Source organism: Acidiphilium sp. C61 (assembly GCF_905116885.1).
Classification (GTDB): Bacteria; Pseudomonadota; Alphaproteobacteria; order Acetobacterales; family Acetobacteraceae; genus Acidiphilium.
The window spans coordinates 21142-41373 of sequence record NZ_CAJHNI010000003.1 but is presented as its reverse complement, the minus strand read 5'-3'; the positions used below and the strand labels follow the sequence as shown (position 1 = coordinate 41373).

The window sequence follows — 20232 nt, the reverse complement described above, 5'->3', positions numbered from 1 at the left end:
GAGGCAGACAATCCGCCATCCAGTGACCAGGATCGATTTGTGCCCTACCAACACAACAACATGCTTACATGTCACCGTTCAGCTGCTGGTTAGGCATTAAATCGGCCAACCTCATCAACGCCGGGGCGGGAGGGCGGTGAACGCATAACGCGCTACCGGCCAGCCTTGAGCCCAGGCATGGAGTTGCAGCTGGCAGAAGCGCAGCCGGTCATTGAGGAGCAGGCTGGCGCGTGAGAGCGTCATCATGAGGATACCAGCCCCGAGCGCGAACGCGGCGAGCAGCGGCTTATGAGCCTGATAATTCAAAATGCAGGACAGAGCTGAGAAGAGGCCCAGCCAGAACAAGAGGCGGCGGAACCAGAGCATGAACCGAACCGCGAGGATCAGCACGTCGAGCACGGCCACCAGCAGAAAACGCAACGTGCCCCGAAGCAGGCCGAGCAAAACCCGGCCGAGCTGGGAGACGAAGCCGGCCGAGCGAGCCGACCCATCCGCGGTGGGGGTAAAACGCTCCTCCATCCCCCTACCCATGCGCTGCGGACGCAACATTCGGCGTTGTCCATAGCCAGAGATGGCAGGCCGTGCGGCCGTCCTGATGCGCCACGTTCTTCCCGGTGCAGTCGGATTTCATGGTGTCGAGGATCGCGTTGTCGCGCATGAGCTGGTGCCATTGTGCCAAACCAGCCGGGCCTTGTGAGGCGAGGACGGATTGCTCAACGGCCCCGGCAGCGTGAATCGTCCCGGCGGCCTGGCTGTATCCGGCCGCGTTGCCGCGCCAGTAGCCCAGGCCGAACCCAAGGGTGAGGATCACGATTGCCAGCGCCGCGCCCGAGGCGATCGTGCGCCACCATATCCACCGCGACATGGACTTGAGGCGCTTTTCTGCCTCTTTCGCAAACGAGGCCACAAACTGGCGCGAGAGATCCGCATGCGCCGCTTCGGCCTGCGCCTTTGCGGCATGAAAGGCTTGATCGATGGTTTGCGCCAAGCCATCCCGCGCCTGGCGCACGGCGCTAAAATCCCGATCGACATGCAAGCGGTGTTCAGCCATGGCGCGCCGCTGATCGGCGGCAATGGCGGCGGTCGAGTCTAAAACACCCGGAGCGCGTGGAGCGTTTGCGCGGTGGGGTCATTGTCGAGCCGGGCCAGCTGTTCGGCCCGATCCAGCTCCGCTTGCGCAGCGCGGATCGCGGCTTCTGCTCCGTCCTGATCGACAGCCTCGCTCATGGCATCCAAGATTTCACGCCGGCGAATTGCTCATCCATAGCCTTGAGCCAGTGGCCCACCCGCGAGCGGTTGAACACCCCGAGCGGCGGTTCTGTCTGACCGTCCCGTGCAGCGATGAAACTCGCGGTGCGCGCCTCGACCGCCTCGGCCGCGTGCAGGCGCGGCATCCAGAGGGTGAGCGCGCCGTCCGCCGTTTCATCGCGATAGACGTTGGAGGAGATCACGCGGCTGAATGCCTGGTCGCGGGATTGTCCGGCTGGAGCCATACCTTCATTGAGCACGAAGGCCCGCGCGCGGGGCTTGAAGCCCAAGGCGCCGAGCGTGGCCGCAGGGGTTAAATCCTCGGGATGCGGGCCGGCGAGGTAGAACATCACCACGGCCATGCCCGCCTCCTCGATCATTGCATCGAAGCCGGGCATTTCTCCGGCTATGGTGCGGAGGATCGTATCGCCACCCCCGAGATCGATGATGGCGGTTTGTTTTTCGGCGATGGCGAACTCCATGAAGTCCTGGAGCCAGTCGCGAACGGCGGCCTGGTTGAAGGTGTCCGGCCGAGCGACCCCGCCGAAATAGGTCGAGAACGTCGCGTTGGTGGGGTCAATGTCAGCCAGGAGCGGCGCTTTCCCGTCCCGCTGCGCCATCTCCACGATCCAGCGCAGGAAGGTGGTTTTGCCGGTTTTGCCCCGGCCGGCCGTCAGGATGATCTTGGGGCGATCGGCGAGATCGAGGCCCTGGGCGACGGGTTCGATGCTGGATTGCTCGCTGGTCAGCAGCGGTTTGATTTCCGCAGGCTTGAGCCCGGCGGTCGAGCTGCCGGGGCGGAATACGGGGGTTGCGGGTGTTTCCGCGCCGGTGGGCTTCTTTTCTGATGAGGGGGCCTCAGTCATCAAATTCTCCTATCGGGATTTGTCGCCTCTCCATTTTGGATCGTCAGGATCGGCCGGGGCGGTTGGATCACCAAGGGCGCGGCGTTCCGCAGCGGAAACGCCCCGGCCCTCATTTCTCATCCATGATCGTTGAAACTTGGGCACCGGCTGGGCCGCCTGGTCAGCTGGTGCGGTGGGATCGCCGAGGGCCTGGCGTTCCGCAGGGGAAACACCGCGCCCCTCGCTTCTCAAGGTGAAGGGTTTGAATTTCGGTTCGGCCGCCGGCGTGCTGGCTGGGGCCGCCGTAACCGGGCGCCCTTCGGCCCGTTGCTTGGCGACCAGGCGCCGCGCCCGCAGCCAATAGTTTTCGACGGTGCGCGGCGTGAGCGGCTGGCCCGTGCGCGAGACCAGCCCGGCCGCCGCGAAGTGCTCCGCCAACCCCTTCCAATGCGCTCCATGCTTGTCGAGGAGGGCGGCAAATTCGTCGTGGTGCTCGATAAACCAGACCATCAACGGGGAGCGCCGACGAAGGCCGGAAGCCATCGCCGCACCGAGCTTTTCAATGTCGAGATCAGGCGCGGGCATGGAGAACCCTACCGATTTCAACCTCTGCACGTCAATAGAACGCAGCACAACCTCAGCAGATTCACTTCATAACAACCGCCATTTTCGCGGCAAATAAAATGCAAATTCACGGCATAATCACAGCAAATACGCGCCATAAAGCCCGCCAAATCCCCGCCACGATGCGAGCGGAAAGTTCAGAAGAGGAGTTACAGACCATTGCACCTATGGAGCTTGCGGCGCAAGTGACAATGGGGCTACGGTGACGGCAGGAGTTCCGCCCGATGCCCGAGCCCGAAACCGCCCCGCCGCCCCCGAAAGATGACCGCCTCGATGCCGTCATCCAGGCGATGCGGCTGATGATCGAAACGCAGAACACGCACAGCCAAATGCTGGCGCGGCTGATCGAGCTGGCGACCCCTTCGGAGGAAAGCCCGCTTGAGGAAGCCTGGCGCGAATCGCCGGCGCGCTAAGCGACCAGACCACCGCGCTCCTGCAAATCGGCACGACGCTGGACGGGTTGGGGGCGGAGGTTGAGGCCGGGGTGATGCGTGGCCTGGCGACGGCGCTCGAGCCGGGTGACGACGGATCGCAGTCCGGGCGGGCGGAGAGACGTGCTGACGTTCCGCGCCGGTGCGGCCTCCACCTCATCCGGTGCCGCCGGGAAGATGGCGGATCACCTGATGACCATGACGCTGCCGGGGTTCGAGCAGGACATGGCGGCGTATTATCAGCGCGGCATGACGGTTGATGGCGGGCTTTGGCAGCCCGGCACGGCAGCGGCGGAAGATAACGCGGCGGCCACCGCGTTGGACGCGGCCCGCCCTGGCACCATTCCCGAGCCTCGCCGCGATATGCACCCCACCGTTGCCGCCGCGCTGGGGATCGACACGTCGCGCCCATTGACCCGTGACGAGATTGCCGAGCTGCTGGCGGGCAATCGGGCGGATGGCGAGAAGATCGCGGGCAAACAGTATCAGCGCGCGGTGACGCCGCTTGCCGAAGTGTTTGGGCTTGATCCGATGCGGTTGCCGACCCGCGCGGAGCTGGAAAACCTGCTCGCCGGCAAACGGGCTGACGGATTTGATCTGCCGGCCGCGCCAGTCGAGGCGGCCCCGCGATCACTCCGCAGACCGCAGCGCCAAAGGCTGTTGAGCCGAACGAGGCGGAGGATCGCGACGCCGCCCTTGCGGCCGAAGCGGCGGCGCTTGGCGAGCTGGGAAGGGCGGCCGATGGTCCGCCGCCCTGGCCAGATGATTTTGCCCCGCCCCCGATGGAGGAGGTGGTCGGGCATGATCGGGATGCGGCGCTGGCGGCTGACTGGCAGGCCGATATTGCGCGGGGCGGTGAACCGGCGGTGCCGCCGCGTGGCCCGGCGGCCGAGGAGCGGCCAGCGGAGCCACGGGCGATCGATGTTGCGGCGGCGCTTGATGCCGCTGGTGTGCCCTACCGGACCAGCGGCGGCAGGTTGCGGCTGCAAGCGACCTGGCGCGGAGGGGAAAGCTGGACAGTCTCGGTCAACGCCACCACTGGCCAATGGACCGACTTTGCCGCCAGCGAAGGCGGGCGGTTCGAGAGCCTGGTGCGCCGGCTGGGCGTCAAAGCCGAGGCGGTCGAGCTGGACCCGAGGCGGCGAAGGCGGCGCGCGCGGCCGAGGTGCGGCGCAGTGCTTTCCGCAAGAGCATCGCCGGGAAACTCTGGGATGAGGCGATTCCGGGCACGGGCGAGCTGCGCGCGCCGCGTTTGCACGGGGCGGTGGGGCAGAAATTGCAGCAGCGCGCGGCGCATGCGGCGCGTGTGGACGAGGCCGAGGCCCTGCGGGCGTCAGCCCGTGCCTATCTCAGCGGGCGCGGCCTCGATGCCGATTGGCTGATGAGCCATGTGCGGCTGGTCCGGCCGCATCCGAATTATGATTCGGCGGAAGTGTCGGCCGGGGCGGCGGTGGTGATGCTGACGCCGATGTTCGGCCAGGATGAGGATGGCCGGGTGCGGCTGACGGGCGTGCAGCGCACCTATCTGACCGAAGGCGGCGAGAAGATCGGCCGCCGGATGTTGGGGGCCTCGGGCGCCTGGCTGTTGCATCCGCCGGCTGGCGCGGCGGTGCCGATTGGCGGCCATGACCAGGCGCGGGTGGCCGGTGAAGGGTTCGAGACCGTCGCGAGTGTCGTGCAGGAAACGCGGCAGGCTGGTGTTGTCGGCTATAATGCTGGCGGCCTGGTGGCTTGGGCCGGGCAGTTCACCGGCTCGACGCCGGTTGCGCTGCTGGCTGATCGCGACAATGCCCGCCTCCATAATGGCCGTGATGTTGGCGAGGCCGGGCAGAAGGCGGCCGCCAAGGCCGCGGCCTTGATTGAGGCCAATGGCGGCGAGGCGGTCTATCTTGAACCGCCGGCTGATGTCGCGGGCGGAGCGAAGGGCGCCGATTGGGCTGATGCCTTGCGTGAAGGTGGCGCTGCCGGTTTGCGGCAGGCGCTGGCGGCGGCTGAGGCGTCGGGTGCTGCCGACCGGGCGCGGATCGAGGCGAAGCTGGCGCCCGCCTCTCCCAGCGCGGCGCCGGACGGCCCGCCCGCCCAAGAGGCTGAACAAAGCCCGCCCGCGCCTCATCCCGAGCTTGTGCGGCTCTACAAGGCACTCGGCGCCAAAGACGGACGCGTCCTTTCCGAGACCGAGCGGGCCAACATCCTTGATGGCAAGCGGGCGGACGGCAAGGCGTTGGATGCGGCCGATTGGCGGAACGCGGTGAACCGCTCGAAAACTCCGATCGGCTACGTTGATTTTACCTTCTCGGCGGACAAGACGATTTCGCTGGCATGGGCCTTCGCGCCGACCGAGGCGGAGCGCAACCAACTGGCCCAGGCGCACAAGGATGCGGTGGCCGCGACCATGGCCGAGATCGAACAGGTCATTGGCCAGGCACGGAAGGGCAAAGGCGGCAAGGAAGGCACCGAGCAGGGCCGCATCGGGTGGATCACCTTTGATCACTACACAGCCCGGCCCACCCTCGAAATTGCCCGCGAGACAGCGGATGGCCGCACGGAAACCGAGATCGTGTCGGTGAAAGTGGCCGGCGATCCGCAACTTCATACGCATGTCGCGGTGCCGAATGTCATCGTCACTGAGAGCGGCCGGGTTGTGTCCCTGAACACGTTGCAGATGCACGGCCGCATCCATGAATGGGGAGCAATCTATCAGGCCCATCTTGCGCAGAATCTCCGGCGGGCGGGAGCCAGTATAGAATTGGACCGAGCCACCGGCGCGGCGCGGCTCAGCGCCGTGCCGGAGGAGATCCGGGCGGCGTTCAGTAAGCGGACCCGCGATGCCCTCTCCGACGCGAAAGCCTATGCCGCCTCGCTGGGGGCGGATTGGGACCGCATGACGGGCGACGAACGCATCAAGCTGCTGAAAGGCGGCGCCTTTGCGAGCCGCAGTGCCAAGGCCGACGATCTGAGCGACTTTGCGAGCTGGCGGCGCCAGGCGGAGGCACGTGGCTATCAGCACAAGAGCGTTCTGCAGGATGCTGCGCCGGCGGAGAAGATGACCGAAGCGGCCCGGCTTGATCTGGCCTATGAGGCGGCTTCGCGGGTGCTGGGCGAGCAGTTTGCCCGGCGGGCGGTCATCAAGGCCGAGGATGAGCGCGTTGCCGCAGCGCGTGGCCTGGTGGCGGCCGGCATCAAGGATGGCGGCGATGTTGATCAGGTGATCGCGCGGTTGCGGGCGCGCGGGGTTGTCGAGACGGGCGGTGCTGGCGGCAACGGTGAGTCTGCGCGCACGCAGATCATCGCGGTCGAGACCGAGCGGGATGACCCGGACAACCCGGATGTGACGATCACTACAACCAGGTTGACCACGCGCGCCCATGTCGAGCAGGAGAGCGCGCTGGTCGAGCTGTCGGGACAGGCTGGCCGCGATCGGCGCGGCACGCTCAACCCGGTACAGATCAAGCGCGGGATCGAGGCGAGCGGGCTGAGCTTCACCGGCGCACATGGCGCGGCGCAGCGCCGGATGATCGATCATCTCGGCATGGGCGGCCGGTTCGCGGTGGGGATCGGGGCAGCCGGGGCCGGCAAGACCACGCTGTTGAAGCCGCTTGTGGCCGCGTGGCGTGACCAGGGTGCGGACATTCACGGCATCAGCCTTGGCTGGCGCCAGGCGCGCGAGCTGCGCGAGGCCGGGCTGAATACCGAGGCCGAGACAGGCGGGCGTGATACGATTGCGGCTGTATCGGTGTTCATCAACCGGGTGGAGAGCGGCCGGCTGGACCTGTCCAACCGCAGTGTCGTGGTGATCGATGAGCTGGGCACGATCGGCACGCGCCAGATGCTCGATTTGTTGCGGCTTCAGGAGCAGCACGGGTTCCGCATGGTGGCGATCGGTGATCCGAAGCAATGCCAGTCGATCGAGGCAGGCCAGGTGATCGGCCTTCTCGAAAAAGGTCTGGGTGAGGTGCCGTCAATCGAAAGCAGTGTGCGCCAAACCAATGAGCGGGCGCGCGAGATTACGGGCTTGCTGCGCAAAGGTGGTGCTGAGGCTGTTGGCAAGGCGCTGGACATGAAGCGGCAGGATGGCACGGCCGAGATCGTCGCGGGCGGGCATAATGAGGTGATCGCGCGAGCCGCTGCGCTCTGGGATGAGCGCCGGAAAGCGAATGCTGACCGGCCACGCTTTACGCTGTCGATCAGCACACCGACCAATCAGGATGCGCGGGCGATCGGCGAGGCAATCCGGCAACGGCTGCTGGCCTCTGGCGAGCTGGGGCAGAGCCGCATGACGCTGGCGGCGATCGACAAGAACACCGGCGAGCACTACGCGATGCCGATCGCGACGGGCGAAAAAATCCGGCTATTCGCCCGGACCAACGCCGCGATGCTGGATGGCGGCAAGGGCGCGATCGGCGATAACGGCTCGATCCTCGAAATCACCAGCATCCGCGAGGAGGGTCTGGTGCTGCGGAACGACCATGGCCGCGAAGGCTTTGTGAAATGGGACACGCTCGCCGACAAGGAAACCGGCCGGATGCGGCTGGCTTATGGCTATGCCATGACCACCAACACCGCCCAGGGCATCACCACGACCGAGCATATCTTTGTAACGCCAGGCGGTTCGCAGACCACGGACGGCTTCAAGACCTATGTCTCCGGGTCGAGGCACCGGGAGCGGGATTACTGGCTGACCTCGGAGGGGGCTGAGCGTCAGGAGATCGGGGGCCGCCGGCCGCTTGGAGATCCGCGCCCGATCCGCGAGCACGACATCTGGGCGAACTGGACGCGGAACATCGCGCGCCAGCCTGAAAAGACCAATGCGCTCGATCTGGTGAAGATCGGCGAGGAGGCCCGCCGCAATGCCGCCCGCGCCTTCCTCAAAGGGCTGGCGGCTGACGAGAAGCGCGCGGCCGCTGGCTTGCCCGCTGACCTGTCCCAGCGTTTTGCGCGCAGCCAGGTCCGTGCGGGCGCGCAAGGCGGCTTGGCCGACACCATGGCGCGGGCCGGTGAGGAGAAGGGGCAGACGCTGGCCCGCATCGAGCGGGCGCCCCCGGCCGTAAGAGCAGCCGTGGCGGCCGGCTGGGAGCGGGCGCGGCCGTTGATCGAGGCCGCGCACCGGAGTGCCCGGGCGCGGCTACAGAAAGCGCTAGAGGGGCATCGGCGCCAGGCGCAGCGCCAAGCCGAGGAACGGCCGCTTGAGCAGGAAAGCCGCAAGCGCGGACGCGGGCGATAGGGGCGATTGTATGACGATTTATGCGGTTTTGCGGGGAAGCTGAGGAAGGATGCTATAGGCTGATTCGGAAATCTATGGGCCTGCAATGGACGATGTGAGCGTGAATCTGTTTCTTGTGCAAGTAGCTGTTATCTTCCTACCGGGAATTATCTGGGCGAAGCTAGACGCAACCTATGCGGCAAAAGTGAAGCCCTCCGAAATCGAATTTGTAGTGAGAGCCTTCGTTTTTGGGCTGACTGTCTATGTTGTTGAATATATGGTTTTTGAGTGGTTGCATTGGCCATTTCCAATAGTTGATCTTGCTGCTGCTGATTCACATGAGGTTCTGACCGCCCCTATAGCCCATGAGGTTCTAGGCGCGGTGGGAATCAGCCTCATAATGGCCCTCCTCTGGCTTTATGCCTCAACCTACAAACTTCTGACGCGCTTTTTACAACTGATAAAAGCCACGAAAAAATATGGGGATGAGGATGTTTGGGACTTCATGCTAAACTCGGGCGAAGCGGCGGTTGAATACGCTCACGTCCGGGATTTGGACCACGGCTTTCTCTATGCGGGCTGGGTGGATACTTTTTCCGAGACTGATAAGCTTCGAGAATTGGTTTTGCTGCGGGTGATCGTCTATAATTTGGATGGTGAGCAGTTATATGAAACCCCGAGGCTTTACCTTGCTCGTGCCCCGGAGAAGATCAATATTGAGTTTCCGCATGAAGCAGGTGGATGAAGGAGTTTTCGATGTCAAAGGAGTCTAAAGCGGGTCACGGAATGGAAATGGATGGCTTTGGCAAGATTAAGCCTTTGACAGAGGGCTATATTGCCAAGGGCGGACGGAATCTTTCCTCTACAATCACGCAGCGCCCGCCAGCTCCTGCCGTCCTAACGCAAGGCGGAAAAGCTCCTGCCCCGGCAACAACCAACAACAAGAAATAATCATGATTTTTCAGTAACTTAACCACGAGCGATCGCCCCCCCCCTTAACTTCGCGTGGGGGCTATTCCGCAGCCGTCGCCAGCAGGTCCGGCCCGTTGTTCCGGGGCGAATTGACCGCCTGCCCCACCGGCCACGCCTCAATCAACTCATCTGGCGGTGGATGAAGAAGGCCAGCAGACTCGCCCGCCGCTTCGCCCAGCCAGATCGGCCAATCCTCCTGGCGAATGATGACCGGCATGCGGTCATGCACGGGCGCCGCCGTGGCGTTGGCTGCCGTGGTGATGATGGCGAAGGTGCGAAGCACTTTCGCCGTGCCAGGCGTCACCCAGCTTTCCCAAATGCCCGCAAAGGCCATCGTTTCACGATCCGGCCGGGCGAAGGCAAAGGGTTGCTTGCCCTTTGGCGTCACCTGCCACTCATACCAGGCCCGAGTTGGACAGTGGGGTGAGAACGGATGGGGAACGAATGGATATAAGTCATTGATATATAATGGGTGACATTTGGGCGCGAAAAATGTGTAGTAACAACAGTTTTGGCTGAATGGCAGTTTTTTGTTGAATTCGGCATGGCATTGCCGTCACAACATCAGCATGTTCGTCGTCGAGAGAGTCGCCCGCGGCCACAGCTATCTCTACCTCGTCGAAAGCGTGCGCGTGGGCAAATCCGTCCGCCAGCGCACCATCAAACCCCTCGGTCGCAAGGATGTCCTCGCCGCATCCGGCGAACTCGACAGGCTCGTCGCCTCCATCGCACGGCACGCCGAACGTTCCATCATCCTCTCCGATATCGATGCCGGCCGGATCGCCGCCCACAGGATCGGTGGCCCCCTGCTGTTCGGCCGCCTCTGGGACCGGCTCGGCATCGGCGAGGTGCTCAACAACCTCCTCGAGGGCCGCCAGTTCGGCTTTGCCGTCGAGCGCGCCGTCTTCGTCGCCACACTGCACCGGCTGTTCGTCTCGGGCTCCGACCGCTCCTGTGTCGACTGGATGCAGAGCTACGCCATCGATGGCGCGGAGGATCTGGCGCTGCACCACTTCTATCGCGCGATGGCCTGGCTGGGCGAGGAACTCGGCGACAGGCAAGCGGGCGCCCTCGCGCCACGTTGCGTCAAGGACGTGATCGAGGAGCAACTCTTCGAACGCCGGCGCGACCTGTTCACCGATCTCAGCCTGGTGTTCATGGATACGACCTCGCTCTCCTTCTACGGCGAGGGCGGCGAGACGCTGGGCCGGCGTGGCCATTCGAAGGATTATCGCCCCGACCTCGCGCAGATGATCCTGGCCCTGGTGATCGATGCCGAAGGGCGGCCGATCTGCACCGAGATGGTGCCGGGCAACACCGCCGACGTGAAGATCCTGATGCCGGTGGTCACGCGCCTGCGCGAGCGCTTCGGCATCACCCGCGCCTGCGTGGTCGCCGACCGCGGCATGATCAGCGCCGATACCATCGCGGCACTGGAAGCGCTGGGGGTGGAATACATCCTCGGCGCGCGCGAGCGCACCAGCCGGGTGATCCGCGACGTCGTGCTGAAGGACAAGGCCGCGATGGTCCCGCTCGTGCTCGATCGCCAGCATGGCGAGACCCAGCTGTGGGTGAAGGAGGTCCGGATTGGCAAGGGCAAGGCGGCCCAGCGCTACATCGTCACGGTCAATGAGGCCGAGGCGAGAAAGGACAGGGAGGACCGCCAGGCCATCATCGACGGGCTGCAGGCCCAGCTGAAGAAGGGCGACAAGGCGCTGGTCGGCAACTCGGCCTACCGACGTTATCTCCGCAGCCGCGGCAACGCCTTCGAGATCGATCCGGGCAAGCTGGCCGAGGAGGCCCGCTTCGATGGCCTCAGCGTGCTCAGGACCAACGCAAGGGTCACGCCCCTGCAGGCCGTGATCCGGTATCGCGACCTGCTCGAGGTCGAGGCCCTGTTCCGCGCCGCCAAGGCCAGCTTCGATACAAGGCCGATCTTTCACCAGGCTGACGCCGCGATCCGCGGCCACGTTTTCTGTTCCTTCCTGGCCCTGACACTTGCCAAGGAACTGAACCGCCTGTGCGGCGCCAGGGGCTTCCAGCCCGAATGGCAGAAGTTGCTGAACGATCTCGACAGGCTCCAGCAGGCAACCATCGAAAAGGGCGGCAAGGTCATCACCACGAGGACCCACGTCACCGGCCAGGTCGGCAATGTCTTCAAGGCCGCCGGCATCGCGCTGCCCCACAACATCAGCGAGCACCCCGCAGACTGAAGCCGCGGCCACGCACCGCCGACCCAACGCCCCAAAAATGTAGTGGCAACACCCGCACGCGGGCAAATAAACTATTGATATCACCAGACTTTATAAAACCAACTGTCCAAGTGGGGCCAGGCATCAACCGGCACCAAGGAGCGCCGGGCCGCGAAGGCGCGGCCGAACATTCGGGAGCTGGCGACAGTTTCCGCCCGCGCGTTGATCGGACGGCGGGCCGCCTTCAGGTCTTTCGTCCAATGCGGGACCAAGCCCCAAAGCAGGAAGTCGAGATGCCGGGCGCCGGTTTCCGGGTGACGCCGGATGGCAAGCGCCGGCTGTGAAGGCGCGATATTCCATGATGGCTGGGCCACCTCGGGAAGCGGGTTTGTGGTGCGGAACAAGGCCCGCATCGCGCATTGGGAGACTGAAAACTTGCGAACCGACCACACATAGCCGCTCTTCTATACATTCCCCTTGCCCCTCTAGAGTGTTCTCGTTATGTTCCGAAACCCTGCGGAGGGGCTATGGCTGGATATAATGGCGGAAATACTACAGGTTTTGTCAGTCCGGCCGGGGATAGCCTGGAAGGACCGATCGACCTTGCCGCCATTCTCGACCTGCGGCAACCGAGCCGTTACCCCGTGCGCGTCATGGGTGATGCGCTGGCCGGCCGAGGTATCCTGTCAGGGGATATTCTGATCGCTGATGCCGCAAAGCCGCCTGCGGCGGGCCAGGTAGCCGTGGTGATGCTTGCCGGCGATGTTCTCGTGGCGCAGCTCGCCTACCGGCGCGGGCATTGGTGGCTGCTTTCGGGGAGGCCGGACACGACGCCCTTGGCTGTTGAGGGGGATGACGCCGAAATCTGGGCCGTTGTCACCGGCCTTGTCCGCACGAAAGTCTAGCAATGCCGACCTTCGCGCTGATCGACGGCAATAGCTTGTCGTCTGTGAATTAAGCGATGTGGTAGTTCGGTAGGCGAAGGTCTGGAGAGGGTCTTGCGGCCGAGAGCCATGTGAAGATGGCGCAAAGAAGCCTGATCAGCCATCTGCGGAGCAGCCGGAGGTTGTGGCCGGCGCCGGCAAGGATGGCGTTGATGGCATCACCGTCGAAGCCGAGCAGGAAGTTTCGCCCCAGATGGCCATCGGTCTTCATGTGGCCGATGACGGGTTCGATGGCTGTGCGTCGGCGCAACTCGCGGCGGATGGTGGGGGTGATGCCGCGTTTCTGGCGGGAGATGAAGATCCTTCTGCCCTCGGCTTCGACGCCGTGGCCGCGATAGCCGCGGTCGACATAGGCGCGGGCGACGGCAACGCCGGTGATCCGCTCGACCTGCTCGATCTGGCCGGCCAGGGTGTGGCCGTCATAGGGATTTCCCGGCTGGCTCTGCATGCCGAGAACGAACTGACCGCCGGGTGCGGCGGCGTTGGTGGTGGCGATGGAGACCTTCACGCCGAATTCGAATCGCGTCCTGGCCTTGCCCTTGCCGATGCACTCCACCTCAGGCGCGTGCAGGGAATAGAGCTTGTCGGCACCGCGGTCGGAGCGCTTCTGGCGAAGCAGGCGATTGATCAGGCCCAGCGTTTCGGCGAAAGTGGCCTTCGCTTCAGCGTTGCCTGCGATCTTGCGGGTGATGTCACGAGCCAGCCGGCCCAGCCAGGTTCGCAGCTTGCGCACGCGAGCCTCGGCCTCGCGGCGTTTGCCACCATGGTGCAGGCGCGCCGCCTCCTGCCTGGCGTAGCGCGCGACCCGGCGATACGACTGGCGTAGCGTGATACCGTGCTTGCGTGCCATCCGCGCCAGTGTCTCGATGCCGCTGTGCAGGAGCTTGCTGTCGGTCGGATGCGTCACGGCCTTTGGCTGGACCGTGGTATCGATGGTGACCCGCTTGTAGTGCTTCTCCGCCACGGCCCCACCCCGCTCGGCGGCCGCCAGCGTCTCGGCGAGCAGGGCCTCCATCCGCTCGGGCCCGATCCGTTTGCGCCAGCGCGTCATCGAGGATCGGTCAAGCGGCAGCGTGTGCTGGAAATGCGTCTCGCCGCAGAATGCCTGGACATACGGACTGTCGAGATAGCGCGCGCAGATCGCTTCGTCGGACAGCCCATCCATGTGCTTGAGAAGATGCAGCGCCACCATCAGGCGGGTCGGCAGTGCCGGACGTCCCGCCGCCTCGGCGTAGAGTGAGCCGAAGCGTTCCTCGAAAACCCGCCAGTCGATCAGCCGGGCCAGCCGCACCAGGGGATGCCGCTGGTCGATGATGTTCTCCAGCCGCGAGCGGAACAGTTCGAGATCATCCTGCGAGGCATTCAGCTTCGGCGGCATTCTTTCCTCCACGCCAAACGCATGATGTTCGACATCAAAGGGAGAGAATCACGATCGCGACCACCGCGCAACGCTCCAACGGTTTTGCAAGGTTTTTCCCCTCAGCTCGCCCAGACCCTGCAAATCCCAATATTGCCAGCCACCAAAACATCGCCCCCAGATCAGCAAAGTTCGATTTTTCACGGGTGACTATCCTACTAGGCCGCGTGGGCAAACCTGAACTATAGGCGGATTGAGGCGAGGAGAGTGAAACCTAGGAAGCTGCTGGCGGTTTGATCGTATCTTGTGGCGATCCGGCGGCTGTTCTTGAGTTTGTTGAAGCAGCGCTCGATGCGATTGCGGAGCGCGTAGAGAGGGCGGTCGACAGGGCTCTGTTGCAAAGTCCGGTTTCCTCTGATGGGATTGGATGCAGGCTGGTGGAGGAGCGGTGTTGTCGGCGTTCAGAGGGCGGCATTTCGACGATGAGATCGTGCTTTGGGCGGTACGCTGGTATTGCCGGTATGGGATCAGCTACCGGGATCTTGAGCAGATGAGGGGTGAGCGCGGCGTGAACGTTGATCATTCGACGATTTACCGCTGGGTTCAGCGATATGCCCCGGAGATTGAGAAGCTGCTGCGCTGGCAATGGCGGCGGCCGGCCTCGACGAGCTGGCGGGTCGATGAGACCTATATCAAGGTCCGTGGCGAATGGGCGTATTTATATCGTGCAGTCGACAAGCATGGGAACACGATCGATATCTATCTTTCGCCGACGCGGAACGCGAAAGCGGCAAAGCGCTTTCTGGGCAAGGCCCTGAACGGGTTGAAGGACTGGGAGAAACCGGAGGTCATCAATACCGACAAGGCGCCGACCTACGCCATCGCCATTGCGGAACTGAAAGCCGAAGGCAAATGTCCCGAGGTTACCCTCCATCGCCAGGTCAAATACCTGAACAACGTCGTCGAGGCGGACCATGGCAAGCTCAAGCAGCTGACCCGCCCGGTGCGCGGCTTCAAGACACTGAAGACGGCCTATGCCACGAGCAAGGGCTTCGAGGTGATGCGGGCCCTGCGTAAGGGGTAGGCCGCCATGTTCAATCTCACGCGGGATATTTGCGGTGAGGCGCGCATCGTCGAACGCGCCTTCGGCCTCGGTGCCTGCGCCCTTGCCGAAGCAGTCCAGCTCATCGGCCCACAAACGGAACGCGAGGCGGCCTGATAAGCTCGGCTCCCATCCAGAATACGTCACTCCCCCTGTTCACAAAATTTGCAACAGAGCCGCTTTCACTCAGAGGCCATTTCGAAATGGAACGGGAACGCTTTTGATGAGGGGTTGGATGGTTGGGCCGGATGTGATTCCGGGCAGGTGTTCGAAGCCTTGCCGGAGACACCATGTGGACGCCAACCACCCGTGCGCAGCATAGCCGCACGGGGCTACGCTATGGAAGTGACGTGACCGACGCGGAATGGCTGCTGCTGTCGCCGTTCCTGCCCGCGCCGAGCCGATGCGGCCGGCATCGGAAGTGGGAGATGCGCGAGATTGTCAACGCGATCTTCTACGTCCTGCGAGGCGGTATTGCCTGGAGCCTGCTGCCGAAGGATTTTCCGCCATGGCCCACGGCCTATCGCTGGTTTGCCCGGTTCCGTGACGATGGCACCTGGGAGCGGATCAACCACCATCTGGTGATGCGCGACCGCGAGAGGGCGGGTCGGGAGGCCAGTCCGACGGCGGCCGTGATCGACAGTCAGAGCATCAAGACGACAGAGAGTGGCGGCCCCCGGGGATACGATGCGGGCAAGAAGATCAAGGGGCGCAAGCGGCACGCCATGGTCGATACCGACGGCCGGGCGCTCAAGCTGCAGGCCCATTCGGCGGCCATTCAGGATCGTGACGGGGCTGGGCCGCTGCTCCGTGCGTCACGTGCGAGTTGGCCGTTCGTGGCGCTGGGCTACGCAGATGGTGGCTATGCCGGCGCTCGGGTTGCGAATGCCAGCCCGATCCGCATCGAGGTAGTGCGGAAGGCCGACAACCAGGTCGGCTTCGCCGTCATCTCCCGACGCTGGGTCGTCGAGCGGTTCTTCGCCTGGATCAATCGCAACAGGCGGCTGGCAAAGGATTTCGAGGCAAGCATCGAGAGCGTCGAGGCCTTCCTCTACGCCGCCTCCAGCGTGTTCTTGCTGAGGCGCCTCGCTCGTTGACTATCCGATTCGAAATAGATGGGGTGATTGGGGTCTCACCCGGGTGATCTGGGTGGCTGCTCCTCTCGGGATGATAGAGCGTGGTTGTGTGTGCATCGGCCGCAAGCATCGAGGAGGAGCAGCCGTGGAATACTTTGCCGGGTTGGATGTGTCGTTGGAAGAGACCGCGGTCTGCGTGGTCGATGGGACGGGTGGAATTGTGCGTGAAGCGCGGGTTGCCAGCGAGCCGGAGGCGCTGGTCGCCTTCTTCGGGGCATCCGGGATGGAGATGGCGCGGGTCGGTCTGGAGGCGTGCTCGCTGACGGCCTGGCTGCAAGCGGGGCTTTCGGATGCTGGCATTCCGGCGATCTGTATCGAAGCGCGTCAGGCGAAGGCCGCGATGGGTGCGATGCCGAACAAGACCGACCGCAACGACGCGCGCGGCATCGCGCAGATCATGCGCACCGGATGGTATCGTGCGGTGCATGTGAAAAGCCCGCCCTGCCGCTCCTGGCGCGCGTTGCTGACGGCGCGGCGGATGCTGCTGAACAAGCGTCGTGATGTCGAGAACGGCATTCGGGCGTTGCTGCGCGAGGTCGGGTTGAAGGTTGGTACGCCAAGCCGCAAGGACTTTGGAGCTCGCGTGCGTGAATTGGTAGCGGATGACCCGGTGCTGGTGAGCCTGGCTGGATCGCTGCTGGCCGCTGTCGAGACAATGACCCGGGAGGTGGAGCGGCTGACCAGGCGCGTGCTCGACGAGGTGCGCGTGGAGCCAACATGCAGGCGGCTTATGACAGTGCCGGGCGTCGGCCCGCTGACGGCGTTGGCGTTCCGTGCCACGATCGACCAACCGGACCGCTTTCGAAGGTCGCGCGATGTCGGCGCGCATCTTGGCCTGACGCCGCGACGCTACCAGTCCGGCGAAACCGACGTGCAGGGCCGCATCAGCCGATGTGGTGACGAACTGGCCCGAACGGCGCTGTACGAGGCAGCCCATTCGTTGCTGATCCGCAGCACCAAATGGTCGGCGCTGCGGGCATGGGGCATGAACGTGGCCAAGCGCCGGGGCATGGCGCGCGCCCGCGTCGCTGTGGCGCGCAAGCTGGCGGTGATCCTGCATCGCATGTGGATCGATGGCAGCGAGTTCTGCTGGGGCAAACAGGCCACCGTAGCATGAGAAAAGGAGTTGCAGCTTCCGCCTGACGAGGGCGGAGTCAGTGTCGTTCCCGTGGGGACGATGGACGAGGTGATCTCGTTGAGAGTCCGGATCCCCGCGACTGGATGTATGCCGCGGAGGTCGCGAAACAGATTGAGACACCTCATCCTCCTGATCCCATCATGCGGCGGCCACGCGCCGACCGCGGAGAGAAGCGAGTGACCTACGGGAATGGCCTGCGAAAAGAGGAACAGCTTGACACCAATAACCCCAATCAGAGAGGACTCTCAGGTTCGGGCTTCGGCGCTGCCGCGGACTTGCCTTGGGTCGTGGCGTCAGGTCCGGCTTCGCTGGTGGCGGTGGCATTGGCACCGACTTCGGTCGTGGCCGTTGGCCTGGCGCGGGAGTCCGGCTTGTGCCTGGCTTTGGCTCCAGTTTCGGGTTCGGGCCTGCTCGCGTCTTTGACCGGATCGAGGAGCCGATACGCAAGCAGTTTCACCGGGTCGGTCACGAGGAACCACGCCAGGGCGTAGGCCCAGACGAACAGGACCAACCGCCAGTCAAGCGGCGCCATGAGCACCCCGAACAGCACCAGCAGAGTGGCCACCGTCCACGCGCCGGTCACCGCGCCCAGGAAGATCGGCGCCGGGCGGATCGACCACCACGGCCCATGGGTGCGGGCCTGAAAGATAGTCATTAGACCGGCGACCGACAGCATCAAATACATCATGGTCTGGAGCTGCGGATGGCTGAGATGGAACACGCGATTGCCGAGGAAGAACAGCCCGAACGCGGCGATCGGCCCGACCGCGCCCAGCACCGTGGCGATCCCCAGCACCAGGCGCATGTTCCACACCTCCGGCGCGTTCTTGTAGCGGACGTTGTCATAGGCGATGGATAGGATGGCGCCGTCGTTGAGCAGCGCCAGGAACACGATCATCACCGCCGTCAGCGGATAGAAGTTGAAGATCAGGATGGCGAGCGTCATGAACAGCAACACACGCAGGGTCTCCGCGATGCGGTAGATCGCGTAGCTGTTCATGTGCTGGAAGATTTTCCGGCTCTCCTGGATCGCGTCGATGATCACCGACAAACCGGGTGTCATCAGCACGATGGCCGCCGCCGCGCGCGCCGCATCCGTGGCGCTTGCGACGGCGATGCCGCAATCGGCCTGTTTCAGCGCCGGCGCGTCGTTCACCCCGTCGCCGGTCATACCGACGATGTGGCCGCGACTTTGCAGCGCCGCGACGATGTGGAATTTGTGCTCGGGGAACACCTGCGCGAAGCCCTCGGCATCGTCGATCGCCTTGGCCGCCGCCGGGGTCTTCTGCTGCGCTTCGTCGCCCAGGGTGCCGGCATCGAGGATGTTGCACCCGATGCCGAGCTTGCCGGCGGTCTCCTGCGCGATCGCCAGCGCATCGCCGGTCACCATCTTGACCTTCACGCCCATGCGTTCGGCCGCCGCGATCGTGGCTCTGGCGTCCTCGCGTGGCGGATCGAACAGCGGCAGAACACCAAGGAACTGCCAGTCGCCATCGCCCTCGGCCCGTGCCACGCCCAAGGCCCGAAAGCCGCGCGCGGCGAAATCGCCGACCGCCTTGTCGACGGCGGATTTCACCTGCGGGGCATTGGCGGCGAGCGCCATGATCACCTGCGGCGCGCCCTTCGTCACCTTGAACAGCTTGCCGTCAGGACCGGTGACGGCGGCCTCGGTGCGCTTGTGCACCGGGTCGAATGGCTGGAAATGGCCCGGCTCATAGCCTTTGAGGGCCTGATCGTCTTTCAGCCCGCCCAGAACTGCCAGATCGATGGTGTCGTCATTGTCGACGCGCGACGCCAGAGCGCCGGCCAACACCACCTCCGCCGGCGTGACGCCATCGACGCCGAACGGATCGCCCAGCGTGAGCTTGTTCTGCGTCAGCGTGCCGGTCTTGTCCGCGCACAGCACATCGACGCCCGCCAGCTCCTCAATCGCCACCAGCCGTGTGACGACCGCCTTCTTTCTGGCCAGCATGCGCGCGCCGACCGCCATTGTCACTGACAGAACCGTCGGCATCGCCACCGGAATCGCCGCCACCGTCAGCACCAGGGCGAATTGCAGCGTGGTGAGGATCGGATCGCCGCGGATTACTGCGACGGCGATGATCGCCGATACCATGACCACCGCCAGGATGATCAGATAATTGCCGATCTTCAGGACCGCGCGCTGGAAATGGCTGACGCTCTTCGCCCCCTGCACCAGCTCGGCCGTTCTGCCGAAATAGGTCTTCGCGCCGGTGGCATAGACCAGCGCGCCGATCTCGCCCCGACGAATGATCGAGCCGGAAAAGATCGCCTCGCCGGATTTGCGGGTGGCCGGCAGCGACTCGCCGGTCAGCGCCGACTGGTCCACCTCCACCGGGTCGCCGTCCAGCAGGCGCGCATCCGCCGGCACGATGTCGCCCAGGCGAACGCGGATGACGTCGCCCGGCACCAGCTCCCGCGCCGCCGGCGCGACCCACTTGCCGTCCCGCAGCACCCTTGTCTTGACCGCCAGCGTGGCCTTCAGGGCGGCGATCGCGCTTCCCGCCTCGTGCTCTTCCCAGAATCCGACAAGGGCGTTGGCCAGCAGTAGCACCAGGATGATCACGAAGTCCGGCCAATGCCGCGCGACTGCCGACAGGATCACCGCCACTTCGATCATCCAAGGGATCGGACCCCAGAAATAGCTGAGGAAGGTCAGCAGCTCGCTGGTCTTCTTCTCCTCGATCTCGTTCGGACCATACTGCTTCAGCCGCCGTTCCGCCTCGGCCTGGCTGAGACCGTCGGGCGAGGAGCGCAGCTCTTTCTCGACCGCCGCCAAAGGCAGCGTCTTCAAATCGTCCTTCGCCTCGGATTTCGATCCCGCCGTGGCCACGGCTTCGGCGTTCGGCTTGGAGGCGGGCGCGTCGGCGTGACCGACAGCGGTCTTCGTCATGTCTCATCGTCCTGTCTGCGCCGCGCCTCGCGTCGGGTGAGCCGCGGCATGGGTGATGTCACGCCTGGGTCACCAGGGCATTGCCATCGTCACGCGCCGTCCCGCTCGCCGAGATCGGGCACGTTCGAT

Annotated in this window: 18 protein-coding genes and 2 pseudogenes; 10 read left to right on the top strand and 10 right to left on the bottom strand. The window is 64.5% G+C overall.

Annotated features, from left to right (window positions below; genetic code table 11):
• Nucleotides 1-114: 114 nt before the first annotated feature.
• The 5 genes from HUW10_RS00525 to HUW10_RS00505 are packed head-to-tail and all read right to left on the bottom strand — an operon-like array spanning nt 115 to nt 2726.
• The gene (locus tag HUW10_RS00525) at nt 115-519 is read right to left on the bottom strand and encodes a hypothetical protein (protein ID WP_011930473.1); all 405 of its coding nucleotides are present in this window, start codon (nt 517-519) and stop codon (nt 115-117) included.
• Between the two features lie 4 nt (nt 520-523).
• Nucleotides 524-1051, bottom strand: coding sequence for a hypothetical protein (locus HUW10_RS00520; protein WP_236656138.1), 528 nt, complete (start codon nt 1049-1051; stop codon nt 524-526).
• A 38-nt stretch (nt 1052-1089) separates the two neighbouring features.
• Nucleotides 1090-1227: a hypothetical protein gene (locus tag HUW10_RS00515; RefSeq protein WP_174501832.1), complete on the bottom strand. Its 138-nt coding sequence runs from the start codon at nt 1225-1227 to the stop codon at nt 1090-1092.
• Entirely contained in the window at nt 1224-2114 is an 891-nt protein-coding gene (locus tag HUW10_RS00510) for a hypothetical protein (RefSeq protein ID WP_035185451.1), read from the bottom strand. The genes HUW10_RS00515 and HUW10_RS00510 overlap by 4 nt, the downstream gene beginning before the upstream one ends.
• 9 nt (nt 2115-2123) lie before the next feature.
• On the bottom strand, nt 2124-2726 hold the full coding sequence (locus tag HUW10_RS00505; RefSeq protein WP_035185453.1) for a hypothetical protein: 603 nt from the start codon (nt 2724-2726) through the stop codon (nt 2124-2126).
• A 215-nt stretch (nt 2727-2941) separates the two neighbouring features.
• Between HUW10_RS00505 and HUW10_RS18205 the strand changes: the two genes are divergently transcribed.
• The 5 genes from HUW10_RS18205 (at nt 2942) to HUW10_RS00485 (ending at nt 9299) form a co-directional block, all read left to right on the top strand.
• Nucleotides 2942-3130: a hypothetical protein gene (locus tag HUW10_RS18205; RefSeq protein ID WP_236656137.1), complete on the top strand. Its 189-nt coding sequence runs from the start codon at nt 2942-2944 to the stop codon at nt 3128-3130.
• A gap of 141 nt (nt 3131-3271) precedes the next feature.
• Nucleotides 3272-4363 carry a hypothetical protein gene (locus HUW10_RS18200; protein WP_236656135.1) on the top strand — a complete coding sequence of 364 codons (1092 nt, stop codon included), beginning with the start codon at nt 3272-3274 and terminating at the stop codon, nt 4361-4363.
• Nucleotides 4314-8369 carry a MobF family relaxase gene (gene mobF / locus HUW10_RS00495; protein WP_236656133.1) on the top strand — a complete coding sequence of 1352 codons (4056 nt, stop codon included), beginning with the start codon at nt 4314-4316 and terminating at the stop codon, nt 8367-8369. The genes HUW10_RS18200 and mobF overlap by 50 nt, the downstream gene beginning before the upstream one ends.
• A gap of 100 nt (nt 8370-8469) precedes the next feature.
• The gene (locus HUW10_RS00490; protein WP_174501831.1) at nt 8470-9093 is read left to right on the top strand and encodes a DUF6338 family protein; all 624 of its coding nucleotides are present in this window, start codon (nt 8470-8472) and stop codon (nt 9091-9093) included.
• The gene (locus HUW10_RS00485; protein ID WP_155856286.1) at nt 9090-9299 is read left to right on the top strand and encodes a hypothetical protein; all 210 of its coding nucleotides are present in this window, start codon (nt 9090-9092) and stop codon (nt 9297-9299) included. The genes HUW10_RS00490 and HUW10_RS00485 overlap by 4 nt, the downstream gene beginning before the upstream one ends.
• Nucleotides 9300-9360: 61 nt before the next feature.
• Here the strand turns inward: HUW10_RS00485 and HUW10_RS00480 are convergent, their stop codons facing one another.
• Nucleotides 9361-9783, bottom strand: a complete 423-nt coding sequence (locus HUW10_RS00480; protein ID WP_255540005.1) for an SOS response-associated peptidase — start codon at nt 9781-9783, stop codon at nt 9361-9363.
• A gap of 70 nt (nt 9784-9853) precedes the next feature.
• On the opposite strand from HUW10_RS00480, the gene HUW10_RS00475 reads away from it, so the two are divergent.
• A complete protein-coding gene (locus HUW10_RS00475; protein WP_236656132.1) occupies nt 9854-11533 on the top strand; it encodes an IS1634 family transposase in 1680 nt (559 codons plus the stop codon).
• A gap of 80 nt (nt 11534-11613) precedes the next feature.
• Here the strand turns inward: HUW10_RS00475 and HUW10_RS00470 are convergent, their stop codons facing one another.
• On the bottom strand, nt 11614-11916 hold the full coding sequence (locus HUW10_RS00470) for an SOS response-associated peptidase family protein (RefSeq protein ID WP_236656131.1): 303 nt from the start codon (nt 11914-11916) through the stop codon (nt 11614-11616).
• A 123-nt stretch (nt 11917-12039) separates the two neighbouring features.
• Between HUW10_RS00470 and HUW10_RS00465 the strand changes: the two genes are divergently transcribed.
• Nucleotides 12040-12417: a LexA family transcriptional regulator gene (locus HUW10_RS00465; RefSeq protein ID WP_174501830.1), complete on the top strand. Its 378-nt coding sequence runs from the start codon at nt 12040-12042 to the stop codon at nt 12415-12417.
• A gap of 49 nt (nt 12418-12466) precedes the next feature.
• Here the strand turns inward: HUW10_RS00465 and HUW10_RS00460 are convergent, their stop codons facing one another.
• Together HUW10_RS00460 and HUW10_RS00455 are read right to left on the bottom strand one after the other, a co-directional pair.
• The gene (locus HUW10_RS00460) at nt 12467-13834 is read right to left on the bottom strand and encodes an IS5 family transposase (RefSeq protein WP_013635006.1); all 1368 of its coding nucleotides are present in this window, start codon (nt 13832-13834) and stop codon (nt 12467-12469) included.
• Nucleotides 13835-14055: 221 nt separating this feature from the next.
• Nucleotides 14056-14235: pseudogene (locus HUW10_RS00455) on the bottom strand (IS5/IS1182 family transposase); the annotation flags it as partial.
• Between the two features lie 29 nt (nt 14236-14264).
• On the opposite strand from HUW10_RS00455, the pseudogene HUW10_RS00450 reads away from it, so the two are divergent.
• From HUW10_RS00450 to HUW10_RS00440, 3 genes and pseudogenes are all read left to right on the top strand, one after another.
• A pseudogene (locus HUW10_RS00450) lies at nt 14265-15032 on the top strand (IS6 family transposase).
• Between the two features lie 173 nt (nt 15033-15205).
• Entirely contained in the window at nt 15206-16012 is an 807-nt protein-coding gene (locus tag HUW10_RS00445) for an IS5 family transposase (RefSeq protein ID WP_011930494.1), read from the top strand.
• Between the two features lie 124 nt (nt 16013-16136).
• A complete protein-coding gene (locus HUW10_RS00440; RefSeq protein ID WP_011941795.1) occupies nt 16137-17168 on the top strand; it encodes an IS110 family transposase in 1032 nt (343 codons plus the stop codon).
• 253 nt (nt 17169-17421) lie between these two features.
• Here HUW10_RS00440 and HUW10_RS00435 read toward each other — a convergent pair whose 3' ends face one another.
• Entirely contained in the window at nt 17422-20103 is a 2682-nt protein-coding gene (locus HUW10_RS00435) for a plasma-membrane proton-efflux P-type ATPase (protein WP_011930496.1), read from the bottom strand.
• Nucleotides 20104-20232 lie beyond the last annotated feature (129 nt).